Raw genomic sequence first — 17,677 nt, forward strand, 5'->3', positions numbered from 1 at the left:
TCTCCTGCCGGGCTAACCGGGGGTGCCTGCGTCAACACACCCGATCCCAACACGAACGTATGACTTGTTACGATTCAATCACCATGGCCATGCCCATGCCGCCACCGATACACATGGAGATCAGGCCCGTGGACAGACCTTCCCTCTTCATGAGGTTCATACCGGTGACCATCTGACGGGCGCCTGTGCACCCGATGGGGTGCCCGAGAGAGATCCCGCTGCCCAGCTGGTTGGGCTTTTCAATGGGAATGTTCAGCTCTCTCATGCAGGCGATGGCCTGGGAAGCAAATGCTTCGTTGAGTTCAATCATGTCAATATCGGCAATGCCCATGTTCAGGCGGCCGAGAGCCTTTCTTACGGCGGGGATGGGCCCTAAGCCCATGTACGCCGGGTCGAGGCCGCCGGAGGCAAATCCCTTGATTTTGACGATGGGGGTGAGCCCCAGTTCCTTGGCTTTCTCCTCGCTCATGACGAGGACGGCAGCCGCGCCGTCGTTGATTCCCGAGGCGTTGCCTGCGGTGACCGTGCCGTCCTTCTTGAAGGCGGGGCGCATCTTGGAGAGAACCTCCATGGACGTCTCCATGGGTCGTTCATCCACATTGAAGATGGTATCTCCTTTGCGGGACTTGATCACGATGTCGGTGATCTCGTCTTTGAAGACCCCGTCCTTGATGGCCTTGCGGGCACGGTTATGGGAGAGAAGAGCAAGCTCATCCTGCTCTTTACGGGTGATCCCGTATTTCTCCACGATATTTTCAGCAGTAATCCCCATGTGGTAGCCGTAAAAAATCTCATACAGCCCGTCAAAGACCATGAGGTCGGTCACTTCACCGACGCCGGTGAGCTCCATGCGGTGTCCCCAGCGAGCTTTGGGAAGGGCCAGGGGGGCGTTGCTCATGGACTCCATGCCGCCTGCCATGACCACATCGGCCTGACCGGTCATGATGGACTGGGCGGCAAGGGCGATGGCCTTGAGGCCTGAACCGCACACCTTGTTCAGGGAGAAGGTGGGAATCTCCTTGGGAAATCCGGCGCGAATCATGGCCTGGCGCGCAGGGTTCTGCCCCTGGGCGGCCTGGAGCACGTTACCCATGATCACTTCGTCCACCTCAACGGGAATAGCACCCTCGTCCCAGTCACACCCTTTGGCTTCCAGTTCGGTGAACCCCTGATCCTTCAGCGCATCAGGACAACAGGCCCGCATCTCATCACTGGCAACCGGACGAAGCCCCGCCTTCTTGAACAGGTCTTTCATGACCGCGGCTCCGAGATCGGCAACCTTGACACTCTTGAGACCGGCACCGAAGGTCCCGACAGCGGAACGCGCTCCACAAACAATCACTGCGTTTTTCATAAATCTCACTTACTCCTTACATGGCACCCCACCGCTTTCGCAAAAATAAGGGGCCATCACTGGATCCGCACCGGCTGCCACCTGATGTGACGCATGCGCCCTGCTGCTTTCGCCGGCACGTGGGAGTCCGGAAAACAAAAGCGCCAGTGCACATCACCGTGTACGAATGATTCTATGCCTCGCATCCGCACGGGCCGTCCAAGGGGGCCATGGTGCGAATATCTGTCCGGGGCGCTCCGTTGCGTCCCGAACCACCCGTGCGACCTGGCCTGACAATTGGCCGGGGAGCAGCTCCTCCCCGCCGGGTACCTTCGGGGTCTTCCCCCCGGCCGGCGCACGTGCATTACAGTCCTGAGGTCAAAGCAATTGTCGTGCCATATCAGCCAAACTTCCTCCCCTCGGCCGTGTTATCAATTACTTAACGCAATTTTCCATAGAATACACGAATTCCCCGCTATCATGGGCCTGTAGCGACGGCGATACCACGTATCAACCCATCGATACCACAGGACAATCCTCACAAAGACACCGATACGCCAGTAAAATCAGCGAATTCCTGTGGTATCCTTCCCTCGCCTGTGGTAAAACCCGATGATTCTTCGAAAAACATCGTCCCCTGCCCCATGGGGGGAACCGGCGCCTCCCGAAAGGCACAACACACCGGGAACAGACGCAATACCGGGCAGTTAACCCCGCCCATGGCATCATAACAGGAAAAAGAGCTTTACACTGTATCAAAAATGCGACATATAGCATCCATGATACACCCAAAAGTGTCGTAAAAAAGATACAGATGGGATCCGGCAAGGGTCCCCACAAGGTTTGAAAGGCCTATGCAACGCGATAACGACCGAATCATTGAAGAGCTCCAGGAAGAGATCGACCACTACCAGCTGATTTTCGATTACACCTACGGTGCCACCGTGGTGGTGGACCCGGACGGCTACATCATCGACATCAACAAGCCCTATCTGGATTTCCTGGACGTGTCCTACGACGCCATCATCGGGACCCACTGCACCAAGATCCTGGGGGATTCCCGCCTGCATATCGTCGCCCAGACCGGCAAAGCCGAGATGAACCAGGTCCAGACCATCAACAACCAGCAGGTTCTGGCACGGCGCATCCCCGTCAAACGAGACGGCAAAGTGGTGGCTGCCGTGGGGCAGGTCATCTTTGAGGACATCCGCCAGATCGCAAGCCTTGCCCGCAAGTACTCCCTTCTGGAGTCCAAGGTAAAGCACTACGAGCAGGAGCTTCGCCACCTGCGCTCCACCCGCTACTCCTTTGAGAGTATCGTGGGGGAGAGCAAGCCCATGCACCGCATTAAAAAAGAAGCCTTGACCGCCACCTCCAACAGTTTCCCAGTGCTCATCACAGGGGAGAGCGGCACCGGCAAAGAGATCTTCGCCCAAGCCATCCACCATGAGAGCAGGCGAAGCGTCCACCCTTTTATACGCATCAACTGCGCGGCCATCCCCCGGGAGCTCATGGAGTCCGAACTCTTCGGCTACGAGAAAGGGGCCTTTACCGGGGCCCGCAACGACGGCAAGCCCGGAAAATTCGAGATGGCCCACCGGGGCACCATTTTCCTTGACGAGATCGGGGAGCTTCCCCTTGAGATGCAGCCCAAGCTGCTGCGGGTCTTAGAGGAAAAAGAGTTCGAACGCGTGGGGGGCACCCGGGTGATCCGCTCGGACTTCCGGCTCATCGCCGCCACCAACCGCAACCTGGCCCAGATGGTCAGCGACGGAAGCTTCCGAAGCGATCTCTACTACCGGATCCAACCCACTATCCACCTGCATCTGCCCCCTTTGCGCAAGCGGCGTGAAGACATCCCCCTGCTCAGCCGCCACCTGCTGGCCATCATCGCCGACAAGGAAGGCCTCCACGGCGTGAACCTCTCGCCGGACGCTGAAAAGCTCCTCTCCGGCTACACCTGGCCGGGCAACGTGCGGGAACTCTCCAACTGCCTGGAACGTGCCGTGGCCTCCATGGGGAGCGCTCTCTCACCGAGGACGACCTGCCCTTCTGCATGCAGCAGTACAGCGAGCGCAAAGAGACCCTGCGCCACTCCTCCCTGAAAGAGGCCTTAAACGACGCGGAAAAAAACATCATCTCCGCCACCCTGCGGGAGGAGAGCTTTAACAAGGCAAAGGCCGCCCGTCGCCTGGGAATCCACCGCACCCTTCTCTACAAAAAAATCGACAAATACGGCATCATCGCCAAAAGCGCCTAAGGCCCCTCACCACCCCACGGCCCGGAGCATGGGCAGGAAACGGTGCCCGCAGGCATCCATCTTGCCTGCGGGCCGCGGACACCGGTCTCCTCCACGTGGCGACTCCCCGGTTGACACGGCTTGAGCAAACAAGGTAGCCTGCCTTTTTTTACATTCGGTCTAAAACAGCCGCAAACCCGACTCCGGCAATTGAGGTGACAGATGGACACGACACAGGCAGGCACCGAGGATTTCCAACCCTCGCGGGAAGAGATGTGCGCCCTCTGGGCGCTGGTCAAAGACGAGAGGCTCGATGAACTCACCGGCATGAAACGCTTCTATGCCGAGATCATCCGGGATCACGAAGCAATGTTCGCCAAGGAGGTGGACGGGGTGGATCACCCCGAGACCCATGAGTACCAACCGGGCCAGGGCGTGAACCCCTACCTTCACATCCTCCTCCACGGCCTTGTTCAGGTCCAGGTGGTCCGCAAGGACCCGTTGGAAATCGTTGCGTTCACCAACGCCATGAAAAAACAGGGGCTCGACGAGCACACCATCCAGCACCTCTTGTGCGCCGTCTTCTTCCCCCTGATCCTGGAAGGCAAAAGCCAGGGCGGAGAGCCGGACATGAAAAAATACAGCCGCCTGCTGAAAAAATACAAAACCAAGACGCCGGAAAAAATCCACGCGGACCTGAACAGGGAATTCGTCCAGACCGTGTCCTGACCGATAAAAAAAAGCCCCGCCTCCCTTGCAGCGGGCGGCGGGCCGATCTTCATATCACAAGCCGTCTTTCATCGTCTCCCCCGTTCAAGGGGCATGGGGCCGGGAGCCTTCCTCGGGTCCGCGGGCCTTTTTTCATCCTTGCCGTAAAACCAACCGTCTCACAGGTCAGCTGGTAAAGATCACCCCCACGCTGTATGCGGGGTTCTCCCGAGTGGTTCTTCACTCACGGCTGTCCACCACCTTGGCGTTCTGCATCTGTGGGGCCTTCCGGTTGGTTGACCGAATCACCAGGGGCGTCTCGGGAAGGTAGGGGCAGGTGCTCCGAAAGCAGAGCCCCCTGTCCGTGCAGTCCAGAAGATCGGCATCCATGTAGTCACCGGCCGGGGGCCTGGAGTACTGAATCGTTCCTGGAATGTGCATGCGTTTGTTGTGCCTCTCATCCGTGAAGACATTCATACAACACCTCCGTCCTCCTCATAGAAAAGGCAGGTATACCGGACAGCAAGGGGAGTCGCCGTCAGTGGGGACCGTCTTCGCCCGCAACCTCTGCGGGCCGGGCTTAACGCTGCAGACCGTATCCATCACACCTGTACTCCATGCATAACGGCCGAATGCAGGGATTTTTCATCCGTCGCATCATCTGCCGTGGTCACCTTATCCCGAGTGGGCGTAAGGGTCCCCGCCGTGTTCGACGTGCATGGGAAGTCGCATAGGGTGCGACATCATGATAGGAGCGCATGGGAAACGCGCACACGCAGGGTCAAGGGATCATCGTGGGGGACCTGCCGGAAAAAACAAAGCCAGGGGAAAACCGTCATATGTAACGTAAGTGAATCAGGCGGGATCAAACCCATAGAAAAGGGGATGTGTCTGTCCTGTCGCACACCTGCCTCTATGGAAGAAAGTATACCATACCCCAACCGGGGTCACAAAAGATTCTTCGATTTTTTCAGTACCTTGAAACCGACCCGTGGGTCGAGCGTCCCCAGGTATCAGAGCCCGTCCACGGCCTCCCGAACCCCCAGAAAAGCCTCCTCCAGGGCATCCACCCCCGCAAGGGCCTCGGCTTCATGGCCCGTCTTCAGGACAAACTCCAGCTCCCGGGCCATGGCGAACAGAAAGGTGGCGGAGATGTTGGACGACGCCCCCTTGATGGCATGCACTTCATGGGCGGCCCGGGAGTAATCCCCGGTGCTGACCATGGCACGGATCTCCACCAGACGGTCGGTGTAGAGGGCCACGAACTTCTCCACGATGGAGCGATAGATCTCATGGCTGCCGCCGATGCGCTCAACCCCCTCTTCGACATTCAGGACCGGCAGGGAACCCGTGTCCCCGGAAGTCCCGGAAGCCTTTTGAGGCGTGGGGTCATAGGACGAGACGGCCTCGTGCACCGCGTCACCGGAGGCACGGTTCATGTGCAGGGAGAGGACCTCCATCAACCGCTCCCGGTCGATGGGCTTGGGAATGTAATCGTCCATGCCCGCCTCCAGGCACGCTTCACGGTCCCCCTCCATGGCATGGGCGGTCATGGCGATGATGGGCACCCGTGTAAACTTAAGCTCGTTGCGGATGATCCGCGTGGCCTCCATGCCGTCAAGCTGGGGCATCTGCATATCCATGAGGATGGCGTCGTAGGTCTTCTCCTTGACCCGTTCGATGGCCTGGAGGCCGTTTTCGGCGATCTCCACCCGGATACCGGAAAAGGTGAGGATCTCGGTGGCCACCATCTGGTTGATGCGGTTGTCCTCCACCAAAAGGACCGTGGCCCCTTCCACCCCACCGAAGTGACCGGAGAGCCCCGATGACTCGGCAAAGGAGAGGTTGCGGGAGACCACGGCCTCCCCAAAGGTCTCCATGATGGCGTCAAACAGGGTGGAAGGCCTCAGGGGCTTGGTCACCACCCGGTCGATGCCGTACCGGATTTTTCCGTCAAGGCTGGCCCCGACACTGAAGGCATCGAGAAGAATCACCCGGGGACGCCTGCCTTCCTGGCGGGCCAGGGTCCGGGCCAGGGCCACCCCGTCCGTATCGGGCAGGTTCATGTCCACGATGAGAAGATCGATACCGTGGGTGCCCCCCAGTCGACTGAGGGTCTCCTCGCCGGTCTCACAGCTCTCCACCCCGAACCCGAAGGAGCCCAGCATCCGCTCCAGCACCCCTTTCAAGGTCATGTTGCCTTCGGCCACCAGCACCTGCATGGTCTGAAGGTGGCTCGGCATGTCAAAGGAGGATGCCGCGGGCGCGGACGTATCCCGGGCCATGGGAGCCGTAAAGGCAAAGGAGCTGCCCTCCCCCGGGGTGCTGGCAACCTTGATGCTTCCCCCCATCATCTCCACGAGGCGCTTGCAGATGGCCAACCCCAGGCCCGTGCCCCCGTACTTCCGGGTGGTGGAGCCGTCTGCCTGGGCAAAGGCGTCGAAGAGGACCGCGCTGGTCCCTGCGTCCAGGCCGATGCCCGTGTCGGCCACCTCAAAAATCAGGGTCACCTCCGTCTCGCTCTCCCGGGTCACGGTGATGCGCAGGGTGATCTCCCCTTCTTCGGTGAACTTCACGGCGTTGCTGGTGAGGTTCACCAGCACCTGCTGAAGACGAAGGGGATCCCCCACCAGGCGATCGGGAAGCCCTTCACCGAGGTCGATGATGAACTCGAGCCCCTTTTCATTGATCTGGTCCAGGAACATGGAGGAGATGTTCTCCACCAGGCTGCTGATATCAAAGGGAGTGGCTTCAAGGTCCAGCTTGCCCGCCTCGATCTTGGACAGGTCGAGGATGTCGTTGATGATCCCCAAAAGCGAGCGGGCCGAGGTGCGGATGATATCCAGGTACTCACGCCGCTGGTCCCGGGTGATCTCTTCGTTCAGCGCCAGGTCGCTCATGCCGATGATGGCGTTCATGGGGGTCCGTATCTCATGGCTCATGTTGGCCAGGAACTCGGTCTTCACCCGGGCGGACTGGTCCGCCGCCTCCTTGGCCTGGGAGAGTTCGTCGTTCATGCGAACAAGCTCCCGGGTCCTGGCGTCCACCCGAAGCTCAAGCTCGCCGTGGATCTCCCGGAGTTCCCGGGCCACCTTTTTCCGTTCCTCGATCTCGGCGCGAAGGTTTTTGTTGATGGTGGCCAGCTGGGCGGTGCGCTCCTGGACCCGGTGCTCCAGCTCCAGATTGGCCTGACGCGCCTTCCATCGTTCGTTTTCAAGCTGGCAGGAGATGCAGAAGTTCTTGCGGTTGAAGTACTCGAACATGTAGCTGGAGGCCATCCCCACAACATTGGCGGTGACGAAAAAAAAGTTGTTGTTGATCACCACTTTGACCGGGACATCCGAAAAGAAGAGGGCGGCTGCCGTGTACGCCCCGTGAGGAACCAGCAGGAGAGGCTGGCCCAGAAAAACGAAAGGCGGCCGAAGCCGTAACCGAACATGAAAACCAGGATCAAGCCGGGGAAGTAGGTGTACCCCACCGGGGAAGGGGCCCGGATCAGCATCATGATGATTCCCGTGCCCCCGGTCAGGAGAACCGCCACCAGGAGCGGCTGCTGAATGCGTGCAAAAAGCCGGGTAAAGGAGACACAGAGCACCAGCACCACCACCGGCAGAAAAAACGCAAACCGGATCATGAGAAACGTCGGCAGCAGCTCCGGCACCTGCACCACATCCATAAACCCGAAGAGGATATAGAAGATGGCGGCAAGGACCAGGACAATGCGAACCTGCCAGATGTACTTCTCGTGATCCCTGGCCAGGTAAGCCTCTTCAAGCTGGGCGTCCTCGCCGGAAAATGTAAGGGTAATGGGATTTACTTTCATGCAGCCACTGTTTTAGCTGAATTCCGGAAGGCACCGGAACCCCGGGAGAACAACCAGTTTCATAAAAGCGTGCGAAGGCACCGACCCATGAACATTGACCATCCCAGGCAACCCGGCCACACCTCCGCCGGACACGAAAAAGAAACGATGGGAACATCGGAAAGTCACTCACGCGTCCGCAGTTCTGCCCATGGCGTGGTCAGACGCCTGCCCGTCACGCGGTACGCGGCAGCAAAGCTCGTTCACAGGAGGTGTGTTGACATGCAGACCCCGGAAGGATCCGCCTGCCCTGCGGACGCTGATCAAAGAAAACTTACCTGAAAAGGTATGGCATATGAGACAGGTTATTTCAAGAGAGATCGATCATTCGGGTATCCCCGGCATGCCCTCTGCCACCCCGTCCCACCGGGATACGGGCGTTACCCGGTATGGCCATTGAAGGCACCCTCGACCCGTGACATGCCCGGGCCAGGATCAGGCTGTCATCGGCAGCCATGCCCAGCGTTTCCGGGGACAGCCCCATGGCCAGCCCCAGCAGCTGGGGATAGACCACCGGACGGGGCAGCCCCTCTTCCGCGTCGGCCGCTCCGGCAAACTGCAGGTGGCAATACGGGCACCCCGTGGCAACGAGTTCACCCTTCGCCTCGCCGATGGCCCGGAGCTTGTTCACCGTCATTTTTATGGAGAGAGCCGAGTTGATCCCGTTGAGGGGGGCGCCGCAACAGTCGTACTTCCTCGCGTAATCGACGCTCTCCATGCCAATGGCCTTGACAAGCAGATCAAAAAACTCCGGCACACCGGTTTCGTTGAACTCATTGATGTTGCTCGGCCTCAGCAGGTGGCACCCGTACTGAACCCCTGCCCGTACCCCGGTGAGGGGAGCAACCACCCGCTGGCGAATGGCATCCAGTCCCACCTCGTGGCGCAAAAAGGAGAGAAGGTGAGAAACGCGCACCACGCCCCGATAGACCAGCCCCTCACGCCGCAAAATAGCGTTGACCTCGTCCCTTAAGCGCAGGTCCTGATTCAAGGCGTTCTGGGCATGCTTGAAGCTGCCGTAGCAGCACTTGCACATCACCAGGATATCGCGTCCCGCCTTCTCCGCCAGGGCCAGGTTCCGTGCCGAGGACAACAGGTAGATCTCCCTGTCGGTGTTGCGAAGCGGGTACCCGCAGCAGTTGAACCCCGCAGAGTCGGTATAGTCCACACCAAAGGCATCCAGGACCGCTATGGTGGCGTCCCGATATTCGGGTAGGCGTGAAGGGATGGTGCATCCCGAAAAAAGTGCATAGCCCATGATTCTCTATCTCCTCAAACCCGAGCGATGGCCCGACGCAAGGGACCGGCCCTCGCCGGTTCGCCGGTAGGCCCGGTTTTTCAATTCATAAAAAAGGTCCGTCACGCAAACCCCCTGGGGACACGACTCCTGGCACTCGTAACAGGTGAGGCAATTCCAGAGCATGGGCGCCCCTTCGGCCATCTCCTCCTCCCCGAGTTTCAAGGCCTGCACCACCTGGTGAGGCAACAACCCCAGCTCCTTGCGGGGGTCTGCCACCGCACCGGCCACAGGGCAGACGCTGGAGCAGCCCCCGCACTGAAAGCAGGCGTCAATACCAAAGGAGGCCAGGGACCGGTCCGCGGGCTGTCCCCCCACACGGATCACCCGGGCCGGGTTCGCAAGGTCCTCAAATCGACCGGCAAGGCGCTTTTTGGTCGGTTCAAGCTGTTGGCTGTCCACCCCGCCCTCTTCCATGCAGGAGCCAAAGGCCAGGGGGGAGAGAAACATGGGGTCGCCCTTGCCCGCGTGGAGCAGGTCCCCTTTCATGTGCTGCCAGAGACTCGGCAGATCAATGCCTGCGGTGCAGACCCGACCGCAGTTGCCGCAGTCCGTACAGAGGGTTACCCCCTGCCGTGCCCGGTCAAACTCCTCCCCGGAGAGCTCTCTGTGCCCGGCCCGGCCCTTGAAAAAGGCAAGTTTCTCAGAAGGGAGCACCAGGGGGTTGCCCGTGATCTCATAGGCCGGGCGCACCGAGCAGTGCTGGCTGCAGGTGCCGCACCGGGTGCAGGCATCCAGGGCCAGGGCCCGCCGGATGGCAAGGGCCTCTTTGCCGCCCTTTTTTCCGGTGACGGCGTTGACGATAAGCGCCATGGGCGTGGAAAACATATGGAACATCTTTCCGTAGGGAATCCATGCCAGAAAGAGCACGCAGCTTACGTAATGAACCCACCAGAAAAAGGTCACGGCTCCGGCCCGGTCCAGGCGAACGGCCGTCTCCGTGCCGAGGCCCGTGGCCAGGGGATAGCCGGCCACCGCCCACCTTGAGTCTGCATGGCACTCCATGCAGCTCTCTTCGTGAATGGCCTGCCCTCGCTCAAGCTGCAAGGGATCCGGGGCCCCCCTGTGCCCGGGAACAGCCACACCGAACTCTTTCTCCCAATAGGCCTCAAGGGCGGCAATGTCCTGCTCATCGTCCAGCATGCCGTACTCATCCACCATCTCTCCGAACACGGTGTGGGACGAGATCTTCACTGCCTCAAGGAGCATCCCCGAAACAACGATACCCGCAAGAATTGCAATGGCACCGTAGTCCATGCCGTTTGAAACCAGCCCCTTGCGGCGCATCATCACCCGGCGTCCCACGGCCATGGCAAGCCCTGCCAGCACCAGGAGCCCGAAGGCATCCCGCAGGAAAAAGTAGGGGTTCACCGTGGCATAGTAGTCCGGAAAAAAGCGCTCACTGACGGCCTCTTCAAAGCCGTGCATCAGGGTCAGCCCCATGAATCCGACGAAAATAAGCATGTGCATGGACCACCGGTACCCATCGGCCTTGAGGACCTGGAGCTGCATCACCCCGTGCCTGAGGCACTGCCAGATCACCTGGAGCAGAACCCGCCCCCTCCTGAGCCCGCCGACACCCCTGGCAAAGGTCTTGAGGCGCGCAAACGGCCCCGAGCCATCGTCCCTTGCCCGTGAAAGGAACCAGACATCACGGGTAAACCAGGCCGAGACCCGGTGCATGCAGCCCAGGGTAAAAAGCCCCACGGAGAAATAAAGCATCCATGTGTCCATAAAGCGTCCTTTTCGTCTGCGGGTTGTCGTAAATAAGCCTTGGGGCCATTGCCTTCAACCAGCCCTCGGGCTCCGAGGGGGGAATCGTACGGAGTCATCCTCCCAAAGGCATTAACGAGAGCCTATGCAAGCATGGTGCCACCCGCCCACACATCCAACAAACACCATAAGAAAACAGACCTTTAAAATCACACACCCCATCAATCCGCCACGGCACCGCCCGGAAAAAGTCTCGAAAAAAGGACCCATCCAAGGTCCCCCGGCAGACAGGAAACCATGCCAAACCTTCCGGGAGTCACGGGGCTAGTCCGGACTGATTGGCCCCTGGGGCACACCCAAGGCCCGGGATAGGGATTCCGGCTGATTTTTTATGCGCGCATGCGTATTGCCTTTGGAGGCTCCATCGGTTATACATTCAACCTGTTGCCAGCGTAGGACCCGGGGCAAAAGGGACCCGAAGCCCAGTCTTCGACACCCCTTAAGGCCATGGCACCGCGCCGCAGAAGCGGACAGGAACCCGGGGACGTTTCCATAGAGACCGCCCCCCTTCCCAACGCTTTGTTTACGCGCCCCGACACGTTTTTGGATCAGCGCACCACCTTTATTATCCTTGGATAGCGACCCATGATACGAAAAGCCACCATTCAGGACATCAAACAGATTCACGCCCTCCTCTCGGAATACGGAAACCGCGGGGAACTCCTCTCCCGCCCCTTGAGCGAGCTCTACGACCATGTGAGGGATTTTTTTGTGTACGAGGACCGGGAAGCGGGAATCATCGGATGCGGGGCCCTGCAGTTCTGCTGGGAAGACCTCGCCGAGGTGCGCTCCCTTGCCGTCCACCCCGATCACACCGGCAAGGGCATCGGCAAGATGCTGGCCCAGAGTGCTCTGGACGAGGCCGTGGCCTTCGGTATCAAGGATATCTTCACCCTCACCTACCGACCGGGATTCTTTGAAAAGATGGGTTTCGGCATCATCGACCGATCGGAACTTCCCTTAAAAATCTGGAGTGACTGCATCACCTGCGTGAAGTTCCCGGACTGCGATGAGATCGCCATGCGCCGCCACCTGATTTAAAACCGGCAGCAAGAAGCCGTTTTCTATAAAACAAAAAAAAACGCCCCGTCGACAACCTTTGTCAACGGGGCGTTTTTTGTTTGTGGGTGTCGGAAACCGAACCTTTTCGGCTGGATCAGGTGTAACTGACGTTCACACTCAACAGGGGATATTTCCACACACCGGGCTTGGGCATGATCAGCTGATTGCAGATGGTGGTCCAGGCCGTCTCCGCCTTGATGGCACGGATCTTTCCGTCCTGGGGAGGCCTGGCCGGCGGTGTGTGGTCGTAGTCCACGCGGAGGATGCAGACCCCGTCCTTCTCCTCGTAATCGATGACATAATTGCTGGTGAAGGTCTCCAGGTTCATGGAGTTCTCTTCGGACACCTCGAGCATCTCCTGGAGGGTGAACCGCACCAGAATGTACCGGGAAATACCCCGCTCGGAGAATCGCAGCACGGAGCGTGACTCGCTGCTGGAGACGTAAACCGTTGAGATGGAGTTGAGCCGCTTCAGGTACTGGGCCGCCACACTGGCCGCCGTACGCCGCCCACCCGCCATGATGGGCAGGCCGTACATCTCAAAAAACTTCTTCTGGATATCCTCGGCGGTCTTGTCGCCGCGCTCGTACAGATCCTTGATGATATAGCGTAGGTCCTTGCCCATCTCTTCGGCAGCCTCGGAAATGGGCCAGTCGATGCGCACGTGGTAGTGGGAAAGGGCGTACCGGTCCGTGGCACGGGAGACCGGGTCCCTTTGGATAAGCAGGGCATAATCCACGGGGAGCATCTTGCGAAGAAACCCGCTGAATCCGATGGAGTCCAGGTACTTCCAGCCGCGGTCGAACTCGTCCGAAAGGTCCAGGACCCCCGAGGCGATGAGGTTGCTCTTCACCGTCTTGTTGACATCGAAAAACCGGATGTACTTTTTATAGGACGCGGGAAGGGTGTCCTCGATGAAGATGATGAGAAAAGCGTTGTGCTCCTCATACTCCTGGCCGGGAATACGCGCCCTCGGTTTGAGCTCTCGCCGCTCGACAAAGGGGTAATCCATGTTGTTTTTCTTAAAATTATCGTACGACTCCACCAAGCCGTATTGCAGGACAAACTCATCCAGATCGTCCCGCAGCACTTCGTAATAGACGCGCCTCAGTTTATGGGCGCGGCTGAGCTCTTCCCTGTAGCCCCAGTATCCCAAAGGACCCCCCGTCAAAGGTGTATCGCCCGACCCCGCCTCGTTGCAGGGTGAGCGTCGTTCATGTAGTGATCCGCGACAACGTGTTGTCCGAACGCCTGTGACTCGGCAAAGCGAAACGGACACGTCCCCGGACGCATAAGCATAATTGAGGTGGCAGTGGTGTCAGCGACTTGTCAACACGGCAGACTAAGAGGCCGGAAACGAAGGGAACGCAAGGGAGGCGAAAAGGCAGATCGCCCACTCGGCGCGTCTGTTGCCCCCTGGCCTAACCTGCTGAATTCTTTCTGTGTAGGGAAGCCCCTGCAGGTACGCAACGCGCGTTCAGAGCCCTTGAAGTGCCGGAGCAAGTCCTGTGATCCGAAGTTTTAGCGGTTCATGGCTGGACACATCACAACATCTTGTACCATGTTTCCTGGGGAGGGTCAACCGGATTGCGCACAGAACTGAACGTATAGGCTGCTATTTCAGCGTGTTTTAAAGCCCTTTCCGTCCAACAAAAACGGCCCCGGCTTCAGCAAGGAAGCATCGGGACCGTTTATTTTCGCGCATTATCGCTTAAAAATGGTGTTTTTCAGCGACAGACATGGCAGACAAATGCCACCTTTATCCCTCAAGGTAGGTCACGCCGGGCAGGGGCTTGCCCTCCATAAGGGTCAAAAAAGCACCGCCACCGGTGGAGACATAGGAGACCTTATCCACGGCACCGGCCATGTGAAGGGCCACGTCGGTATCCCCCCCGCCCACCACGGTAAGAGCTTCAGCCTCGGCAACAGCGGCCACCAGCCCCAGGGTCCCCTTGCTGAAGGGCGCCATCTCAAAGGCCCCCATGGGACCGTTCCAGACGATGGTCTTGGCCTGGGCCACCACCTGGGCGTAGGTTTTGACGGTTTCCGGACCAATGTCCAGCATCATGGTGCCGTCGGGGATGGAATCCACAGGCACCGCCTCGAAGTCGGCCTCGGCGCTGAACTCGTACGACCATCCTCGGGCAGGTACAGAGGAATCCCCTCGCCAGGCGACGGCGCGGGCATTTTCCAGCATCTCGCTCCCCACCAGGGAGTTGCCCACGGAGAGGCCCTGGGCCTTGAGGAAGGTGTTGGCCATGGCACCGCCGACGATCACCTTGTCCACAACGTTGAGCATGTTGGTGAGGGCCCCCAGCTTGCTGGAAATCTTGGCACCGCCGATGATGGCCACCAGGGGACGCACCGGCTCCCCCATGGCTTTGTTGTAGAAATCAATCTCCTTTTCCAGAAGGAGACCTGCGGCCTTCTCGGCCACCTGCTCGGTGATGGCGGCCACCGAAGCATGGACCCTGTGGGAGACAGAAAAACCATTGTTGATATACACATCGCAAAGGCGGGCGAGCTTGGCGGCAAAGGCCGCGTCGTTGGCCTGCTCTTCGTCGTAGTAGCGCAGGTTTTCAAGGAGCAGCACCTCACCGCCCTTCATGGACGCCACCATGGACTCCACCTCGTCTCCCACGCAATCCGGGGCCATGGTCACCTCACGACCCAGAAGGCCGGAGAGGTGCTTGGCCACAGGAGCCAGGCTCATCTCGGGAACGCGCTTGCCCTTGGGACGGCCGAGGTGGGAGGCCAGGATCACCTTGGCACCCTGCTCCAGGGCGTAGGTGATGGTGGGCAGGGAGGTGCGCACGCGGATGTCGTCGGTGATGTTCAGCCCAGCGTCCATGGGCACGTTAAAATCCACACGGATAAAGACCCGTTTTCCTGTAATGTCCAGTTCCTTGATTGTCTTCATCGATTTTTGTCCTTAAATAGAAATTGAGTGGAAAAACGACCCGGCGAACCGTTGCGTCGCCGAAAAGGTGCTTTATACTTTTCCTTTTTTCCCTTTACCGGCCAGGGCCTTCTTCCTGGACCAACGCGCCAGAAAGGAGAGGTTCCCCGCATCGTAGGCCCTGTCGATGCGCTCTTCACGCACGGTGTCCGCATCAGGGTCGGACGACAGGGCAGACCGCAGGCACTGGGTTTTATGGGGGCAGGCCATGCAGCGCTCCGGGGAGTGGCGCAGGCCGTCCTCGCTAAGGGGAAACACCTCCTCCATCACCCCGTAACACACCGGCTTTTTGGGTTCGTCGCTCACTACAGGCAACTCCTTATGGTTCAGGGCCCGGAGGCCACCGCCTCGGCCTCACGGACGAAGCGGTCAATGTAGCCGTGTTCGGCAAAACTGTAATGGCCGGAAGCGCCGATGACCAGGTGTTCATGGACCGTGATGCCCATGACCTGCAAGGCGCCCACCAGCTTTTTGGTCACGCGGATGTCTTCGCCGGACGGGTCCGGCTCCCCGGAGGGATGATTGTGGGCGAAGATCACGGCCGCCGCTTTGTGGGAAAGGGCCGAGCTCACCACCTCCCGCGGGTAGACCGCGCTGGAAGTAAGGCTCCCTTCAAAGAGCACGTCCGATGCCACCACGCGGTTCTTGGCGTTCAGGTACACCGCCACAAAACACTCCCGCCGCCGATGACCGATGGTAAGGGTCAGGTAGTCCATGAGCTCCCGGGAGTTGAGAATCCGGGGCTGGTGGACCATCCGCTCCTCCAGGTAACGGCCCGCCACCTCCTTGATGAGGCGCAGGCCGAAGAGGTTCGTGGCACCGATGCCGGGTATCTCCATGAGCTCCCTGTCCTCGGCCTCGAACACCGCCTGAAGGGACCCGAAGCGCGTAAGGGCCGCCTTGGCAGGCCCCTTGCAGTCCCTCCGGGGCGTTGCCAGGGTCAGAAGCAGCTCCACCACCTCGTAGTCGTGAAAGCCTTCAAGGCCACCTGCAAGAAAGCGCTCCCGCAACCTCTGCCGATGCCCCTGCCGGTCATCCGTCTCCCCCGTCGCCATCTTAAACCCCTCCTCAAGTCCGCACATGCTCAAGGGCTCTCGTCCCTTGGGCTTGTCACATGTGCTGACGGGCTGCGCCCGTGTAAGCCTCCGGCGGCCCTGCCGGGGGCTCAACTTTTAAAAAGTTTAACAAACAGGTTTCAACATCCGTTTCGAATGGATTCTGCTTTAAAGGTGGCTCACCTTGCAGCCAAAGGCATCGTCTTACAGATCCATCTCGTTTTTCAGGTCCCGGGTCATGAGGCGACGGATGGACTCCGCCGGATCCCGGCCGTCAAAGAGGATATGGTACACCTCGTTGCAGATGGGCAGCTCCACCCCCAGTTTGTGGGAGAGGTTGTAGACCGAACGGGTGGTCTTCACCCCTTCGGCCACCATGCGCATCTCATCCAGGATCTGGTCCAGGCTCATGCCCTGGGCGATCTTCATGCCCACGGTGTGGTTACGGCTGAGATTCCCCGTGCAGGTGAGGATCAGGTCCCCCACCCCGGCAAGGCCGGAAAAGGTCAGGGGCTCGGCACCCATGGTCAGGCCCAGGCGCTTCATCTCGGTGAGCCCCCGGGTGATCAGGGCGGCCCGGGGGTTCAGGCCTGCGTCCATGCCGTCGCACATGCCCGCGGCAATGGCGATGATGTTCTTCATGGCCCCGCCGATCTCCACGCCGATGGGGTCGTTGTTGGCGTAGACCCGGAACACGGGGGAGGCAAAAACGCTCTGGACAGTCCGAGCCACCTCGGGGTCCTTACCGGCCACGGCCACCACCGTGGGAACCTTGGCGGCCACCTCTTTGGCAAAGCTGGGGCCGGAAAGCACGGTGATCTGCCCTTCGGGGATCTGGGGGAGGCACTCGGCCAGAACCCCTGTCATGGTGAGGTGGGTCTTGTTCTCAATGCCCTTGGAGGCGCTCACCACAATGGTCTTTTCATCCATGAAGGGCGCCATCTCCGTGGCGATGTTCCGCATGTGATGGGAGGGCACCACCACAAGGACCAGGTCCTTGCCGCCCACGGCCTGCTTGAGGTCGCAGGTGGGGGTGATGATGTCGGGAAGCGTGGCACCGGGCAGGAACACCTTGTTCTCACCGGATGCCCGTTCAGATACCGTACTCACCTCCTCTTCAAACACCCAGAGGTCCAGCTCAAATCCATTTTCCGCCAGCAGAAACGCCAGGGCCGTTCCCCAGCTTCCGCCGCCGACAACCCCGATCTTCATTGTCTTGTTGTCCATACAATCCTTGTCTGTTGCTTGTATCGTCCCGTCGACCCGTCGTCGCCCGCGTTTTCATGCGGACGGGGCATCCAAAAAGCCAGCCGTGGTGCGGTGGCCGGAGGGCTTTGGTGCCCATGATGGTTTACGAACAGTTCGCAGGATGGTTAAAGAAAAAATGTC

Annotated in this window: 15 protein-coding genes; 4 read left to right on the forward strand and 11 right to left on the reverse strand. The window is 59.6% G+C overall.

The genetic code is table 11. The features are described 5' to 3' along the window. Positions 1 to 67: 67 nt before the first annotated feature. Positions 68 to 1,354 carry a thiolase family protein gene (locus tag ACOYW2_RS17465; protein WP_482767372.1) on the reverse strand — a complete coding sequence of 429 codons (1,287 nt, stop codon included), beginning with the start codon at positions 1,352 to 1,354 and terminating at the stop codon, positions 68 to 70. A gap of 833 nt (positions 1,355 to 2,187) precedes the next feature. On the opposite strand from ACOYW2_RS17465, the gene ACOYW2_RS17470 reads away from it, so the two are divergent. The 3 genes from ACOYW2_RS17470 to ACOYW2_RS17480 all read left to right on the forward strand — a co-directional run bounded on the left by ACOYW2_RS17470 (position 2,188) and on the right by ACOYW2_RS17480 (position 4,301). Further along, on the forward strand, positions 2,188 to 3,438 hold the full coding sequence (locus ACOYW2_RS17470) for a sigma-54 interaction domain-containing protein (RefSeq protein WP_482767373.1): 1,251 nt from the start codon (positions 2,188 to 2,190) through the stop codon (positions 3,436 to 3,438). Next, positions 3,390 to 3,593 (forward strand): helix-turn-helix domain-containing protein, encoded by a 204-nt coding sequence (locus ACOYW2_RS17475; RefSeq protein WP_482767374.1) that lies wholly within the window; start codon positions 3,390 to 3,392, stop codon positions 3,591 to 3,593. Before ACOYW2_RS17470 ends, ACOYW2_RS17475 begins: the two co-directional genes overlap by 49 nt. A gap of 201 nt (positions 3,594 to 3,794) precedes the next feature. Continuing rightward, entirely contained in the window at positions 3,795 to 4,301 is a 507-nt protein-coding gene (locus tag ACOYW2_RS17480; protein ID WP_482767375.1) for a DUF1841 family protein, read from the forward strand. Positions 4,302 to 4,520: 219 nt separating this feature from the next. Here the strand turns inward: ACOYW2_RS17480 and ACOYW2_RS17485 are convergent, their stop codons facing one another. The 5 genes from ACOYW2_RS17485 to ACOYW2_RS17505 form a co-directional block, all read right to left on the reverse strand. Next, positions 4,521 to 4,757: a hypothetical protein gene (locus tag ACOYW2_RS17485; protein ID WP_482419293.1), complete on the reverse strand. Its 237-nt coding sequence runs from the start codon at positions 4,755 to 4,757 to the stop codon at positions 4,521 to 4,523. A gap of 536 nt (positions 4,758 to 5,293) precedes the next feature. After that, a complete protein-coding gene (locus ACOYW2_RS17490) occupies positions 5,294 to 7,606 on the reverse strand; it encodes a hybrid sensor histidine kinase/response regulator (protein WP_482767376.1) in 2,313 nt (770 codons plus the stop codon). Then, positions 7,600 to 8,103, reverse strand: a complete 504-nt coding sequence (locus ACOYW2_RS17495; RefSeq protein WP_482419295.1) for a hypothetical protein — start codon at positions 8,101 to 8,103, stop codon at positions 7,600 to 7,602. The genes ACOYW2_RS17490 and ACOYW2_RS17495 overlap by 7 nt, the downstream gene beginning before the upstream one ends. A gap of 349 nt (positions 8,104 to 8,452) precedes the next feature. After that, the gene (locus ACOYW2_RS17500; protein WP_482767377.1) at positions 8,453 to 9,400 is read right to left on the reverse strand and encodes a CoB--CoM heterodisulfide reductase iron-sulfur subunit B family protein; all 948 of its coding nucleotides are present in this window, start codon (positions 9,398 to 9,400) and stop codon (positions 8,453 to 8,455) included. Between the two features lie 6 nt (positions 9,401 to 9,406). Next, entirely contained in the window at positions 9,407 to 11,173 is a 1,767-nt protein-coding gene (locus ACOYW2_RS17505; RefSeq protein ID WP_482767378.1) for a 4Fe-4S dicluster domain-containing protein, read from the reverse strand. A 624-nt stretch (positions 11,174 to 11,797) separates the two neighbouring features. Between ACOYW2_RS17505 and ACOYW2_RS17510 the strand changes: the two genes are divergently transcribed. Then, positions 11,798 to 12,253, forward strand: coding sequence for an N-acetyltransferase (locus ACOYW2_RS17510; protein ID WP_482417371.1), 456 nt, complete (start codon positions 11,798 to 11,800; stop codon positions 12,251 to 12,253). A gap of 115 nt (positions 12,254 to 12,368) precedes the next feature. Here ACOYW2_RS17510 and ACOYW2_RS17515 read toward each other — a convergent pair whose 3' ends face one another. The 5 genes from ACOYW2_RS17515 to ACOYW2_RS17535 form a co-directional block, all read right to left on the reverse strand. Then, positions 12,369 to 13,430, reverse strand: a complete 1,062-nt coding sequence (locus tag ACOYW2_RS17515; protein ID WP_482419298.1) for a hypothetical protein — start codon at positions 13,428 to 13,430, stop codon at positions 12,369 to 12,371. Between the two features lie 603 nt (positions 13,431 to 14,033). Beyond that, positions 14,034 to 15,194, reverse strand: coding sequence for a phosphoglycerate kinase (locus tag ACOYW2_RS17520; RefSeq protein ID WP_482767379.1), 1,161 nt, complete (start codon positions 15,192 to 15,194; stop codon positions 14,034 to 14,036). 72 nt (positions 15,195 to 15,266) lie between these two features. Next, positions 15,267 to 15,539: a hypothetical protein gene (locus ACOYW2_RS17525; protein WP_482417374.1), complete on the reverse strand. Its 273-nt coding sequence runs from the start codon at positions 15,537 to 15,539 to the stop codon at positions 15,267 to 15,269. A 20-nt stretch (positions 15,540 to 15,559) separates the two neighbouring features. Beyond that, positions 15,560 to 16,288: a RadC family protein gene (radC, locus tag ACOYW2_RS17530; RefSeq protein WP_482419300.1), complete on the reverse strand. Its 729-nt coding sequence runs from the start codon at positions 16,286 to 16,288 to the stop codon at positions 15,560 to 15,562. Between the two features lie 204 nt (positions 16,289 to 16,492). After that, on the reverse strand, positions 16,493 to 17,515 hold the full coding sequence (locus ACOYW2_RS17535) for an NAD(P)H-dependent glycerol-3-phosphate dehydrogenase (RefSeq protein WP_482419301.1): 1,023 nt from the start codon (positions 17,513 to 17,515) through the stop codon (positions 16,493 to 16,495). Positions 17,516 to 17,677: the final 162 nt, after the last annotated feature.

This window comes from Desulfoluna sp. CLI2B (assembly GCF_056847375.1).

What these genes read in the sequence shown, in the direction of transcription:
- ACOYW2_RS17480 (WP_482767375.1), top strand. Translation starts at nt 3,795, where the DNA reads ATGGACACGACACAGGCAGGCACCGAGGATTTCCAACCCTCGCGGGAA.
- ACOYW2_RS17495 (WP_482419295.1), bottom strand. Translation starts at nt 8,103, where the DNA reads ATGAAAGTAAATCCCATTACCCTTACATTTTCCGGCGAGGACGCCCAG.
- ACOYW2_RS17510 (WP_482417371.1), top strand. Translation starts at nt 11,798, where the DNA reads ATGATACGAAAAGCCACCATTCAGGACATCAAACAGATTCACGCCCTC.
- ACOYW2_RS17505 (WP_482767378.1), bottom strand. Translation starts at nt 11,173, where the DNA reads ATGGACACATGGATGCTTTATTTCTCCGTGGGGCTTTTTACCCTGGGC.
- ACOYW2_RS17470 (WP_482767373.1), top strand. Translation starts at nt 2,188, where the DNA reads ATGCAACGCGATAACGACCGAATCATTGAAGAGCTCCAGGAAGAGATC.
- ACOYW2_RS17465 (WP_482767372.1), bottom strand. Translation starts at nt 1,354, where the DNA reads ATGAAAAACGCAGTGATTGTTTGTGGAGCGCGTTCCGCTGTCGGGACC.
- radC (WP_482419300.1), bottom strand. Translation starts at nt 16,288, where the DNA reads ATGGCGACGGGGGAGACGGATGACCGGCAGGGGCATCGGCAGAGGTTG.
- ACOYW2_RS17535 (WP_482419301.1), bottom strand. Translation starts at nt 17,515, where the DNA reads ATGGACAACAAGACAATGAAGATCGGGGTTGTCGGCGGCGGAAGCTGG.
- ACOYW2_RS17520 (WP_482767379.1), bottom strand. Translation starts at nt 15,194, where the DNA reads ATGAAGACAATCAAGGAACTGGACATTACAGGAAAACGGGTCTTTATC.
- ACOYW2_RS17500 (WP_482767377.1), bottom strand. Translation starts at nt 9,400, where the DNA reads ATGGGCTATGCACTTTTTTCGGGATGCACCATCCCTTCACGCCTACCC.
- ACOYW2_RS17485 (WP_482419293.1), bottom strand. Translation starts at nt 4,757, where the DNA reads ATGAATGTCTTCACGGATGAGAGGCACAACAAACGCATGCACATTCCA.
- ACOYW2_RS17475 (WP_482767374.1), top strand. Translation starts at nt 3,390, where the DNA reads ATGCAGCAGTACAGCGAGCGCAAAGAGACCCTGCGCCACTCCTCCCTG.